The sequence below is a fragment of the Fictibacillus sp. Mic-4 genome (assembly GCF_049843615.1).
In the GTDB taxonomy this organism is placed as follows: Bacteria; Bacillota; Bacilli; order Bacillales; family Fictibacillaceae; genus Fictibacillus_A; species Fictibacillus_A gelatini.
In genome coordinates, this window is record NZ_JBBHZM010000010.1 from 31,138 (window position 1) to 42,399 (window position 11,262).

Consider the following 11,262-nt stretch of genomic DNA (forward strand, 5'->3'; position numbering starts at 1 on the left):
TACTAGCACGGAAAAAAGCCTTAAAATCAGCAATGATTTTAAGGCTTTCAATATGTGTTATTTAGTAAAAGTATGATTTCCGATCACGACTGTAACCGGACGTGAGTCTAGCCAATGATTGGTTGCCGTTCTCTTATTGTAATAAAATAATGCGTCGTGTGTATCATCATAACCACCAAGGGCTTTTTTGGCCGCTTTTATCGACTCTTTCGAAGGCTTTTTAAGCGAACCCGTCATAACTGGCGTAAACTGGCCAGGCTCATAAATGACTGCACTGATTGAATCAGGAAATTTTTTATTTTTAACACGATTTAAAACAACGGCGCCAACGCCAACTTTTCCTTTGAAGCTTTCACCGGAAGCTTCTGATTCAATGAGTGAAGCCAGTAAATGCAACTCTTTTTTTGAAATATGAATCGATTTATTTTTTGAAACCGTAACCGATTTACCTATTTTTGTTTTCTTTATTTTTTTATGAAGTTTAGAAGGCTTTCGCTCTTTTATGATTTGATCATAAAGTGCACCGTGTGTAGGAGTAATGCCCCAGAGTGTGTCACCTTCCCCTGTATAAGCTTCGGCCATCTTTCCTGAAGCGAACACGATGCATAAAGCCAACATGGCTGAAATGATTGTTCCTTTTTTCATTATTGCGTTCCCCCTGGAATCGTTGTTTTCGCCTTCTGTTGCCCGACGATTCTGGACTTAAACGTTCAGCTTCTCTCATCCCCCTGATTTTAGTCCATATAACCTATTTTTTCGCAAAAAAATAGGACTTTTTGACCTTGCTCCTGCTGGTAGATTTATGAAATGTTCTTTGTTAATTTTTATATAAAGGCATAAAATACGGTACGTGAAATTTTATTCTCATTTAAAAAAAGCGCCGCCCTTAAAAGAATGCGGCAGCGCTTTTTCCTTCCAATATGGACAATATTTCTTCTTTTTGGCTGGCAAATTCAACCGACGTAATGCTTCGTTTTAGACGGTCTTTTTCTAATCGTATCTTAATTTCAGCAATAATTTTTCCTGGCCGGTGTGACATGATGTATATTCTGTCGGATAAATAAATGGCTTCATCGACATCATGTGTGACAAGCATCATTGTAAAATGAGACTCCTGCCATCGTTCAATGAGCCATTCATGCAGGCCTCTTTTTGTAAGTGCGTCCAATTTGCCGAAAGGCTCGTCCAAAAGCATAACTTCTTTTTTACATAAGACGCTCCGCAAAAAAGAAGCGCGTTGTTTCATTCCTCCAGACAGCATGTACGGATAATGGTCACCGTATTGTTCCAATCCAAAGGCGGGAAGCAACTGCTTCGCTTCTATTTTTGCTTCTTTTTTCTTCATTCCCTGTACTTCTAGGCCGATCGTGACATTTTCGATAATTGTCCGCCATGGCAAGAGAACATCGTTTTGCGGCATATAGCTGACTTTTCCAGTTTTGCCGACAATCGACTGGCCATTTAAAAATATGTCGCCTGAATCTGGCAAACTCAGTCCCGCGATTAAATCGAGCATAGTGCTTTTCCCGCAGCCGCTCGGACCGATAATGCTGACAATTTCGCCTTCCTTAATATGAACGGATATGTTTTGAATTGCGGTAATGTCATGCGAAAAAGTTTTCGTCACATTTTTTACGCATAACTTATTTTGGGAGGAATTCATTCGTAAACGCCTTCCTCGTATCGATCTTTTTCGAGAGGAGTTTATTTTTATACATCCAATCCGCATAACGTGACCACACTTCTTGTTTTTGCACACCCCAACGGCTGCTATCGGCCTGATATTGTTTGCTTAACCATTGCTGGCTATTTAACACTAATCCACGGTCCAATTCAGGAACATCTTTCACAAGGATGCCTGCCGCTTCTTTCGGATGTTTAATTGCAAAGCTATAGCCTTCTGATAACCCTTTCATAAATTTTTTCACAAGCGGTTTATTCGTCTTTGCCATTTTTTCGTTGGTGATAATGACCGGAGTATAGTAATCAAGAGCAGGGTCTAAATCTTTCACCATTAAAATATTGATGTCTTTTCCTTTTCGTTTCGCCTCGACTCCATCCCAGCCGTAATAAATCCATTCAAAATCGGCGTCTTTGCCGATCGAAGTAAAAAAGTTCGTCTGGCCCAGCGTTACGTTTTTCACTTTTTTATAATCGGCGCCATCTTTCTCCATAACCCCTTTGATCATCGCTTCTTCCGCCGGCGATCCCCATCCGCCATAGCGCTTTCCTTCGAAATCTTTTGGACGAGTAATGTGGTCTTTTTTTAGCGAAGCAAAACCTGATGTATTGTGCTGGATGACGGTCGCAATCGAGACGATCGGAATACCGCTTGCTCTTGAGTTCGTTACGTTTTCCTGGTACGATACGCCAAAGTCTGCCTTTCCCCTGGCGACAAGCTGTTCGGCCGATGTTCCTTCTCCAGGCGGGAGAATCTCAACATCCAAACCTTCTTTTTTAAAATAGCCTTTATCCTTCGCCACATAAATGCCAGTATGATTCGTGTTTGGCGTCCAGTCTAACATGATCGATACTTTCTGTAATTTTTTCGTTCCTTTTTCCGTTTCCGATTGCTTCTCGTTCGCGCAGCCGGACAATAATAAAATGCCTGCAATAATGGGCACGGTCCATTTCTTCATTGATTGTTACCTCCTATTTGCCCTGCAATTTCTTATGCTTATAATGCCAGGGCATAAGTATTCTGGCAATCATTTCAATCCAACCAAATATGATTAAACTTAAAATAACAATAACTAAAATTATGGCAAATACGCGTTCGGTTAAAAAAGACTGAGAAGAGCGGGTTAAAAAAATGCCAAGACCTTTGCTCGCTCCAAGCCATTCCCCAATGACGGCGCCCATAATGCTATATGTTCCAGCAATTCGGAGGCCCGAAAAAAAATGGGGCATGCTTTCAGGAAATTGAACCATTCTGAATATTTGCAAACGGTTCGCGCCCATCGACTTTAATAATCGTATTTTATCCCGATCAACAAGACGAAATCCATCCGCCAGATTTACGGCTATCGGGAAGAAGCAAACGAGCGCGACGACAATGACTTTCGGCAAGAGTCCATACCCGAACCACATTAAAAAAAGCGGTGCGACCGCAATGATCGGTACCGTTTGGGAAATGACAAGAAGCGGATAAACCGCTAAACGAATCATTTCAGAACTTTCAATAACGACAGCAATAATAACGCCGATTATGATCGCTGCTCCGAGTCCGATTAACGTTTCATAAATCGTTTGAATAGAATGATCAATTAACAAATCCTTGCTTTGTATAAGTGACTTGACAATCGATAAAGGGCCCGGCAAAATCCATTTTTCAATCTGGAAGATACGTACGGCCGCTTCCCATAGGACAAGCAGCAATAGCAACAGCCATGCCGGAAAGACGATTTTTTTCCAGAGCAAGTTATGATCTGTATTTCTTAATTTTCTCATCCATCGTGACCCCTTCTGGGCGGTAATGAATATTAATGGTTGTCAATACATCAAGCGCGCCGGCTTTAATGCAAGCTTCCTGTGCCTCTTTTACAATGTTAAGAAGATGGTCCATTTCCCCTTCCATCACTGTCTCCATAGCGCCAACTTCATATTTCACTCCCGAAGCCTGCACGACCTCTATTGCCTTATCGACCACTTCATACGTATTGCCATCTTTTACTTTTGGAATCACTTTAAAGCTTACAAGAACATCAGCCATTTTGATTTCTCCTTTATATACTTTTTTTCGCAATAAAAAAAGCCGCCAAACGGGCAGCATACGAGCAGAAAGATATAGAGTTATAGCTAAAATCCCTCCGCTGGCATTACCCAGATCAGGTTATAGGGTCGGTGCCTATTTGCGGGCACCCTCTCAGCCAGGCCTCTCCCGGCTCCCCTTTATGCTTTTATTGTCATCGTTATTGTAGCAAAGGGGGTGGATGTTGTAAATATCATCCTCCAGATTGGTCAACCTAATAAAGGTTGTTCAAAAAGTCCGGGAAAAATTACCGTCGAATCTCTTCGTTGGCTTGCTTTTGCGCTACTCACGTATAAAAAACGCCATACGCGTTGTACCTGCGTCTATTAGCTTATGCTTGGAAGTAGGCTTCCTCGGTACAAGGCCGCATAGAAGCGGTTCGTGTAGTAGCCTTGCTCAAAGCTTCGCCGCCTCGATCTTCCGACGCACAGGACGTGCTAGTGCCAGCGTTGTCACAGGACGGGACGGTATTTGCTGGCGACGGCTCTTTTTGTCCTCCTTTTTGAACACGCAATGAGAAGGGAGGTGAGTCATCGTGTCTAAGAAAAGCACTGGAAAAGGCAAGGCAGCTTCTAGCGTGAACCCGCAGGGAAAAAGCCCTGACGCTGAATTCGGCATGGAGCCGAAAACCGAGCTTGAAAATCGAGCGAAGAAGAAAAATACGAGGATCTAAAAAAAGCGCCTCTTAAGGCGCTTTTTTTAAACATGTGTTTTCGATGAAATGCCATTTGCTTTGACGATCGCCTGTTCTAGATCTTCGATTAAATCGTCGATATGCTCAATTCCAACCGAAAGGCGAATTAAATCTTCCGTTACCCCAGCTTCCTTAATCTCCTCAGGACTTAGCTGCTGATGGGTAGTGCTTGCCGGATGAATAATTAAGCTTTTTGCATCGCCTACATTTGCTACGTGCGACCATAATTGAACAGAATCGATCACTTTTTTCCCGGCCTCTCTCCCTCCTTTAATTCCAAAGACAACGACGCTACCTGCACCATCTGGTAGATATTTTTGGGCAAGGGATTTGGATGGATGCGTCTCTTGCTCGGGATAGAGTACCCACTCGATGCCGGGGTGATTTTCAAGGTAGCGAACGATTTTTCGCGTATTCGCGATATGTTCTTTCATCCGGACGTGCAATGTCTCAATTCCTAAACTAATTTGGAACGCGTTGAACGGACTAAGCGCTACACCAATATCGCGCAAAAATTGCACTCTTGCTTTAATGATGAAAGCCGCCTTGCCAATGTCTTTTGCATATACAAGATGGTGATAGCTCGGATCAGGCTGGGTGAACCCCGGGAAATTCGGCGAATCCCAATTAAATTTTCCGGCGTCAATTATAATCCCACCGAGTGTCGTGCCGTTGCCTCCGAGCCATTTTGTCGCGGAATGGACGACGATGTCTGCCCCGTGTTCAATTGGCCTGCATAAATATGGAGTTGCAAATGTGTTATCGACAATAAGCGGGATTCCATGCGCATGGGCGATGTCCGCAAACGCTTGAATGTCAAGCACTTCTAAGCTCGGGTTGCCGATCGTTTCGGCGAAAACGGCTTTTGTTTTTGGCGTAATCGCCTCCCTTAACCCTTCAAGGTCGCCAGGTTCAACAAACTTTGTCGTTATTCCGTATTTTGGCAAAGTTGTAGAAAATAAATTGTACGTCCCGCCATAAAGTTTCGAGGCAGAAACAATTTCATCCCCCGAATTGGCGATGTTCATAATCGCGGTTGTAATTGCCGCCATCCCGCTTGAAACCGCGAGCGCCCCGACTCCTCCTTCAAGTTGGGCGACACGTTCTTCGAGTACGGCAACGGTAGGGTTTCCAATCCTCGTATAAATATAGCCTTCTTCTTTTAATGCGAACAAATCAGCTGCATGATCCGTGTTTTCAAACAAATACGCATTCGACTGATGAAGAGGAATGGAACGCGCACCCGTATCGTCCACTTTTAATCCTCCGTGAATGCTAATGGTTTCAAATCGATACCCCATATTTCAACCGTCTCCTTTTTTATTTTTTATACAATAAAAAAACACCGCTCTTGAAAGAAAGAGAGATGTTCGATCCGTAAACGGCACGCTCTCCCTTATCTTTCAAAGCTCATCCGCTTTGCAGGAATTGGCACCTTTCCAGAACATACTGGCGGTTGCCGGGTTTCATCGGGCCAGTCCCTCCACCTCTCTTGATAAGAGCAACGATGTTAAATTATTTATTAAAATACAACACTATTCTGAATTTGTCAAATACGATGATTACTCAACGAAATAAACCTTTTTGCTCGGCAATTCGAGGCAGTTCAGGCGTCCGCCAAAAACAGCTCCTCCGTCAATTCCGATAATTTTGTTATCAGCAAAATACACGTCTGAACAATCATGGAACGAATTCGTTGGCGTATGCCCGAAAATGACTGTTTTGTCACCGTTGTAGCCATTATGAAACTCTTCGCGGATCCAAATTAAAACGTAAGGGTCCGTTTCCTGGATCGGAGTGGTCGGGTGAACGCCGCCATGAACAAAAATATAGTCATCCGTTTCATAAAAATAATCAAGATTTTCTAAAAAAGTTTTATGCTCCTCCATCAGCTCGGACTTCGTATGCTCATTGACTGTTGCTATAATTTCCCCCTGTTCAATGCTAAGCGAATATTGATAGCTTTTCAATGTACTCTGTCCACCGTTTCTTATCGTCCAATTATCCCAAACCTTTTTGTCTCCATTCATCGCTCTTACGAGCATATCATCATGATTCCCTTTTAAAACGACAGCCCCGTTTTCTTTTAACTGAATGACCTTTTCAACGACACCACTAGAATCTTCGCCTCTGTCGACATAATCTCCCAATAAAATCAATTGGTCTACGGAAGAATTATAATTAACTTTCTCTAGCAATTGTTCAAACTTCTTCAGTTCTCCATGAATATCGCTTATGGCCAGTATTCTTTTCACAAAAAATCCTCTTTCTGTCAAAAAGCTTTTTTATCATTATACACTTTTCTCCATAATTTGAATAGTCCAACAGGTTAAAACGAGAAAAAGGGCGTCACCTAAAATCCATCTTTTAGGCGGCCCCCTCTAAATAAATTATAGCCAAACTGTCTTTTCTTCGAAAGGCGTTCGGCGGGTCGCTTTCACTTCTTCTCCTTCTTTCGGATATCCTAGAAAAACGGTTCCTACCACTTTCTTGTCTTCTGGCGAACCGATAAAACGGTGGAGCCTCTCGTCGTGGACGAGCCCGACGCCTCTTGTTCGCCAGACAAACCCGAGTCCAAGATCGCAGGAAGCGAGCCACATCGAATGGATCGCACAACAAGTCGCATATTCATTATCGATAGAGCTTGCTTCATCTCCCGGAATGATGTCTGAAGTAACAACAATGATGACTGGAGTGTTTTTGACGACAGCTAACGAGCTTTCGACTAAATGCGGTTTCGTCGGAAAACGCTCATTTAAATAGCCGGCCGCAATCGCCTCATACTTCTTTTTCGCTTCTCCTCTTATGACGAAAAAGGTCCACGGCTCCCGCAGTCGGTCATTAGGCGCCCATGTCGCCGCTTCAAGCAGTTGCTTGATTTTTTCTTCTTCCACTTCTTTATTTTCATAGTTTCGAATCGCGCGTCTATTTTTTAATGCTTCTAATAGCGACATTTTATCCCTCCGATCCCACTTTATCCGGTTCTATTTTTTTCTCAAACCATTTGATTTTTTCTCTTAATTGGACGACATCTCCCACTAATAAAATGGCTGGATGATTAATTTTCTCCCTCTCTGCCAGTTGGCAAATTGAATCTAACATGCCTGTTACGGTTCTCTGTTTATCCGTCGTTCCCCATTCGATGATAGCCACTTGCGTTTTTGGATCTCTTCCATGTTTCATAAGACTACCAGTAATGTAGCTTAAGTTGCCGACACCCATGTAAAATGCAACCGTATCGATTCCAGTTGCAAGCGCCTTCCAATTCAAGCTGTCCTGTCCTTTTGCTTTTCGGCCATGGCCTGTGACTATCGCAAATGATGAGGCATGCTCCCGGTGAGTGACCGGAATTCCGGCATATGCGGGTGCAGCAATGCCCGCTGTTACCCCCGGTACAATTTCAAATTCGATACCGTGTTCGGCAAGCACTTCCGCCTCTTCCCCCACCCGTCCAAAAACGCACGGGTCTCCTCCTTTTAAGCGGGTAACGATTTTTCCTTCAAGTGCTTTCTCAACAAGCAAATGATTTATTTGCTCCTGGATGAGGGCATGCTTACCTGGAAGTTTCCCGCAGTAGACGAGTTCCGCATCCTTTTTCGCATGATTAAGCAGCTCTTTATTGACAAGCCGATCGTAAGCGATACAGTCTGCCTTCTGGATACATTCTAACCCATAGACGGTTATGAGCTTCGGATCGCCAGGACCTGCACCGACTAAATATACTTTCCCTTTATTCATCCCGCTCGCCCTTTCTCTATTAACTTAGTAAATTGTTCTTCTCTCTCCTCGTATAGTCCTTGACGTGTCATTTCTAAAAAACGTGGATGCAATAATTCTTTTAATAGTTTCTTTCTTACATGTTGATCCTTAATCTCTCGTTTAACATACTTTCGGCATTCGTCTAAAAATTCCATATACTCTTCATAACTTTCATCAAAAATGCAGGAAAGGGTCTCGATCATTTGCTTTGCCAAACCCGGGCTTGCCCCGGATGTCGATACGGAAATGCTCAATTTTCCGCGTCTTAACGTCGAAGGCACGATAAAATTGCTTAAATCCGGGCGGTCGACAAGATTGATTAATTGATGATTTTGCGCCGATTCATAAACTCTCAGATTGACACCCGCATTGTTTGTCGCTGCGATAATGAGAAAAGCTTCGCGGCAGTCTTTTTGATCAAACCGTTTATTTTCCCAGCTTAATTTCCCGCTGGAAACCCACTCTTTTACTTGTTCTGTAATTGATGGACTGATGACGGTAATTTCCGCGCCAGAGTGAAGCAATCCTTTTATTTTTCTTTCAGCGATCACACCGCCTCCGACGATAACAACTTTTTTTCCTTTTAAATCCAACATTGCTGGATAATATGTCATATGTTGAACATCCCCTGTTAATTGGTAGAAATGCCGGCTGATGAAAATGTAGCCATTTTTAACATATTAACAGCAGAAAGCAAAATTGGAAAGGCGACAGCAGCGCCAGTTCCTTCACCGAGACGCATTTCTAAATGCAATAGCGGCTTCTTCCCTAATCGTTCGATTGCGATCTGGTGGCCCGGTTCCACCGACTCGTGCCCGATAATCATATAGTCTTTCGCTTCTGTAGCCATTTCGACTGCGAGTAAAGCAGCAACCGTGCAAATAAATCCATCGACTAAAATCGGAATTTTGTTTTCGGCTGCAGCTAACATCGCTCCGGCCATACCACAAATTTCAAGCCCGCCCACTTTACTGAGAATGTCAAGCGGGTCTTTCGAATCCGGTTTTCTAGCTTGTAATGCTCGCTTGATTACGTCCTGTTTATGTGCGAGTTTCCCGTCTTCAATTCCAGTACCACTCCCAACAAGAAGCGCGATATCTGTGCCTGTCAGAGACGCTAATATCGCGGAACTTGCTGTTGTATTGCCAATCCCCATTTCGCCGGGGATAAGGCATTTGATCCCTTCGCGAATCATCATTTCCGCTTCAGTAAACCCGACATCAATCGCGCGAATGGCCTCCTCTCTAGCCATTGCATCTTCCGTGCAAAAGTTCGCAGTGCCGTATTTGATTTTCCGGTCGACAACGGCTTTGAAGTTCACGTCATTGGCCACGCCAATGTCAACAATTTTTAACCGTGCGCCGATTTGCCTTGAGAAGACGTTAATCGCCGCCCCGCCATTCGCAAAATTTCCGACCATTTGTGCAGTTACTTCCTGAGGAAATGCGGATACTCCTTCTTCTACTATGCCATGGTCAGCGGCAAATACGATAACCCCGGGAGGCGTGACTACCGGATGCGATTGCGATGTGATTTCAGCAAGCTGAATTGCCAGCTCCTCAAGCCGCCCGAGACTTCCAGGTGGCTTTGTCAATGTATCGATATAGGAACGAACCTCTTTCCCTTTTTCTTTATCTACCGGTTGTATGAAACAATCAATGGACATCAAAGGCTTGCTCCTTCCGATCATTTTTCCACTTTGTGGAGGCGCGAATCCACCGCTTTACCATTTGCGGACAAGAAGCAAAATGAAAATGGGTATAACCTGCGATCAGATTGCCGTTCATATATCCTTCTTTCTTGATCCCGCGCATCCCTTTCGTTTCATAGGCGGGACTGAATTTTTCGTCGCTATGGAACGTCGAATAATGAAACTCGTGCCCTTTCGCTTTTTGGCCGTTCTCCAATAAAAAATTTCCTTCCGTACCCGTGATCTCCCGGTATCCGAGCGCTGCTAATTTAGTTTGCATGTTTATCGTCCCGGGAATGAGGCCCACCATTGGAAAGATGGATCCATCCGTTGTCTCAATCGATTGGTTCAAGTACATAAAACCGCCGCATTCGGCTAACGTCGGCATTCCGCTTTCTACTGCCCCTCTGATCGATTCCTTCACACGTTCATTTTTCGACAGCCTCTGGGCGAACTCTTCCGGAAAGCCGCCGCCGATGTACAATCCGTGAACATTCGGAGGAACGGGCTCGCCGTTTAACGGAGAAAAATATACACATTCAGCTCCAAAACTTTCCAACAACTCAAGGTTTTCTTCATAATAAAAATTGAAAGCGGCATCTTTCGCAACAGCAATGCGGACATCTTTATTTCCACGAGGCTGGAATAAAGAAGGGCCTTCTGATTCAATTGACGTCGTTTTGGCTGCCTCAAACAGCCCGTCGACATCGACCGTTTCCAAAACGCATGTTGCCAGTCGTTCAAAAAACGGATCAAGCTCTCCGCGCTCTATCGAAGGGACCAGTCCTAAATGCCGCTCCGGAATTTCGATGCCGGATTCCCTCTTTAAGTAACCGAAAACAGGGATCTGGCATTCCTTTTCAATCGCCGTTTTTACAATCCGATAATGCCCAACGCTTCCGACGTTATTCGCGATCACCCCGATGATTCTCGGACCATCTGCAAAACTTTGAAAACCTTTAACGATCGCCGCTGCGCTTCTTGCCATGCTCGCACAATTGACGACAAGAACGACGGGGCTGTCGGTCAAGACGCTAATCTCGGCCGTCGTACCTTCGTTTGTCTCGGGGGTTTTTCCATCGAAAAAGCCCATGACCCCTTCAATGATGGAAATGTCAGCATCCTTAGAACCTCTATTTAATATTTCTTTCACAACATTTTTTTCAAGCATCCAGCTGTCTAAATTGCGGGACGTTCTTTTCGTCACAGCCGTATGGTATGTTGGATCGATATAATCCGGCCCGCATTTAAATCCCTGAACGACATATCCTTTTTTTCTGAATGCTGCCATCAGTCCGATCGTAAGCGTCGTCTTGCCGACCCCGCTTCCCGTTCCTGCGATGACCAATCTTCTATCTGTCATTACTT

13 protein-coding genes and 2 riboswitches are annotated in these 11,262 nt (G+C 44.1%); of the genes, 1 reads left to right on the plus strand and 12 read right to left on the minus strand.

Annotated features, from left to right (window positions below):
* Nucleotides 1-57: 57 nt before the first annotated feature.
* The 5 genes from WD019_RS08950 to WD019_RS08970 form a co-directional block, all read right to left on the minus strand.
* Complete coding sequence (locus WD019_RS08950; RefSeq protein ID WP_026677669.1) at nucleotides 58-645, minus strand: cell wall hydrolase; 588 nt, start codon at nucleotides 643-645, stop codon at nucleotides 58-60.
* Between the two features lie 241 nt (nucleotides 646-886).
* A complete protein-coding gene (locus tag WD019_RS08955) occupies nucleotides 887-1,663 on the minus strand; it encodes an ABC transporter ATP-binding protein (RefSeq protein WP_425711255.1) in 777 nt (258 codons plus the stop codon).
* Nucleotides 1,644-2,639 carry an ABC transporter substrate-binding protein gene (locus tag WD019_RS08960; RefSeq protein ID WP_425711256.1) on the minus strand — a complete coding sequence of 332 codons (996 nt, stop codon included), beginning with the start codon at nucleotides 2,637-2,639 and terminating at the stop codon, nucleotides 1,644-1,646. The genes WD019_RS08955 and WD019_RS08960 overlap by 20 nt, the downstream gene beginning before the upstream one ends.
* A gap of 13 nt (nucleotides 2,640-2,652) precedes the next feature.
* Nucleotides 2,653-3,450 carry an ABC transporter permease gene (locus tag WD019_RS08965; protein ID WP_425711257.1) on the minus strand — a complete coding sequence of 266 codons (798 nt, stop codon included), beginning with the start codon at nucleotides 3,448-3,450 and terminating at the stop codon, nucleotides 2,653-2,655.
* Nucleotides 3,422-3,712 carry a thiamine-binding protein gene (locus WD019_RS08970; RefSeq protein ID WP_026677673.1) on the minus strand — a complete coding sequence of 97 codons (291 nt, stop codon included), beginning with the start codon at nucleotides 3,710-3,712 and terminating at the stop codon, nucleotides 3,422-3,424. The genes WD019_RS08965 and WD019_RS08970 overlap by 29 nt, the downstream gene beginning before the upstream one ends.
* Before the next feature lie 75 nt (nucleotides 3,713-3,787).
* Nucleotides 3,788-3,901: riboswitch (TPP riboswitch) on the minus strand.
* Between the two features lie 385 nt (nucleotides 3,902-4,286).
* On the opposite strand from WD019_RS08970, the gene sspL reads away from it, so the two are divergent.
* Complete coding sequence (gene sspL / locus WD019_RS08975) at nucleotides 4,287-4,424, plus strand: small, acid-soluble spore protein L (protein ID WP_081412636.1); 138 nt, start codon at nucleotides 4,287-4,289, stop codon at nucleotides 4,422-4,424.
* Nucleotides 4,425-4,450: 26 nt separating this feature from the next.
* Here the strand turns inward: sspL and WD019_RS08980 are convergent, their stop codons facing one another.
* The 7 genes from WD019_RS08980 to WD019_RS09010 all read right to left on the minus strand — a co-directional run bounded on the left by WD019_RS08980 (nucleotide 4,451) and on the right by WD019_RS09010 (nucleotide 11,257).
* Nucleotides 4,451-5,746 (minus strand): O-acetylhomoserine aminocarboxypropyltransferase/cysteine synthase family protein, encoded by a 1,296-nt coding sequence (locus WD019_RS08980; RefSeq protein WP_425711258.1) that lies wholly within the window; start codon nucleotides 5,744-5,746, stop codon nucleotides 4,451-4,453.
* Nucleotides 5,747-5,838: 92 nt separating this feature from the next.
* Nucleotides 5,839-5,947: riboswitch (SAM riboswitch) on the minus strand.
* Nucleotides 5,948-6,007: 60 nt separating this feature from the next.
* Complete coding sequence (locus tag WD019_RS08985; protein WP_425711259.1) at nucleotides 6,008-6,700, minus strand: metallophosphoesterase family protein; 693 nt, start codon at nucleotides 6,698-6,700, stop codon at nucleotides 6,008-6,010.
* Between the two features lie 135 nt (nucleotides 6,701-6,835).
* The gene (locus tag WD019_RS08990) at nucleotides 6,836-7,399 is read right to left on the minus strand and encodes a nitroreductase family protein (RefSeq protein ID WP_425711260.1); all 564 of its coding nucleotides are present in this window, start codon (nucleotides 7,397-7,399) and stop codon (nucleotides 6,836-6,838) included.
* Between the two features lies 1 nt (nucleotide 7,400).
* Nucleotides 7,401-8,183 (minus strand): uroporphyrinogen-III C-methyltransferase, encoded by a 783-nt coding sequence (gene cobA, locus WD019_RS08995; protein ID WP_026677678.1) that lies wholly within the window; start codon nucleotides 8,181-8,183, stop codon nucleotides 7,401-7,403.
* A complete protein-coding gene (locus WD019_RS09000) occupies nucleotides 8,180-8,818 on the minus strand; it encodes an NAD(P)-binding protein (RefSeq protein WP_425711261.1) in 639 nt (212 codons plus the stop codon). The genes cobA and WD019_RS09000 overlap by 4 nt, the downstream gene beginning before the upstream one ends.
* 17 nt (nucleotides 8,819-8,835) lie before the next feature.
* Nucleotides 8,836-9,870 carry a nicotinate-nucleotide--dimethylbenzimidazole phosphoribosyltransferase gene (gene cobT, locus WD019_RS09005; protein ID WP_425711262.1) on the minus strand — a complete coding sequence of 345 codons (1,035 nt, stop codon included), beginning with the start codon at nucleotides 9,868-9,870 and terminating at the stop codon, nucleotides 8,836-8,838.
* Nucleotides 9,860-11,257, minus strand: a complete 1,398-nt coding sequence (locus WD019_RS09010) for a cobyrinate a,c-diamide synthase (RefSeq protein WP_425711263.1) — start codon at nucleotides 11,255-11,257, stop codon at nucleotides 9,860-9,862. Before WD019_RS09010 ends, cobT begins: the two co-directional genes overlap by 11 nt.
* Nucleotides 11,258-11,262 lie beyond the last annotated feature (5 nt).

Excerpts from the sequence above, each read along its gene's own strand:
- WD019_RS09010 (WP_425711263.1), bottom strand. The coding sequence starts at position 11,257 with ATGACAGATAGAAGATTGGTCATCGCAGGAACGGGAAGCGGGGTCGGC.
- WD019_RS08980 (WP_425711258.1), bottom strand. The coding sequence starts at position 5,746 with ATGGGGTATCGATTTGAAACCATTAGCATTCACGGAGGATTAAAAGTG.
- WD019_RS09000 (WP_425711261.1), bottom strand. The coding sequence starts at position 8,818 with ATGACATATTATCCAGCAATGTTGGATTTAAAAGGAAAAAAAGTTGTT.
- WD019_RS08950 (WP_026677669.1), bottom strand. The coding sequence starts at position 645 with ATGAAAAAAGGAACAATCATTTCAGCCATGTTGGCTTTATGCATCGTG.
- WD019_RS08960 (WP_425711256.1), bottom strand. The coding sequence starts at position 2,639 with ATGAAGAAATGGACCGTGCCCATTATTGCAGGCATTTTATTATTGTCC.
- WD019_RS08955 (WP_425711255.1), bottom strand. The coding sequence starts at position 1,663 with ATGAATTCCTCCCAAAATAAGTTATGCGTAAAAAATGTGACGAAAACT.
- WD019_RS08965 (WP_425711257.1), bottom strand. The coding sequence starts at position 3,450 with ATGAGAAAATTAAGAAATACAGATCATAACTTGCTCTGGAAAAAAATC.
- cobT (WP_425711262.1), bottom strand. The coding sequence starts at position 9,870 with ATGTCCATTGATTGTTTCATACAACCGGTAGATAAAGAAAAAGGGAAA.
- WD019_RS08990 (WP_425711260.1), bottom strand. The coding sequence starts at position 7,399 with ATGTCGCTATTAGAAGCATTAAAAAATAGACGCGCGATTCGAAACTAT.
- WD019_RS08970 (WP_026677673.1), bottom strand. The coding sequence starts at position 3,712 with ATGGCTGATGTTCTTGTAAGCTTTAAAGTGATTCCAAAAGTAAAAGAT.
- cobA (WP_026677678.1), bottom strand. The coding sequence starts at position 8,183 with ATGAATAAAGGGAAAGTATATTTAGTCGGTGCAGGTCCTGGCGATCCG.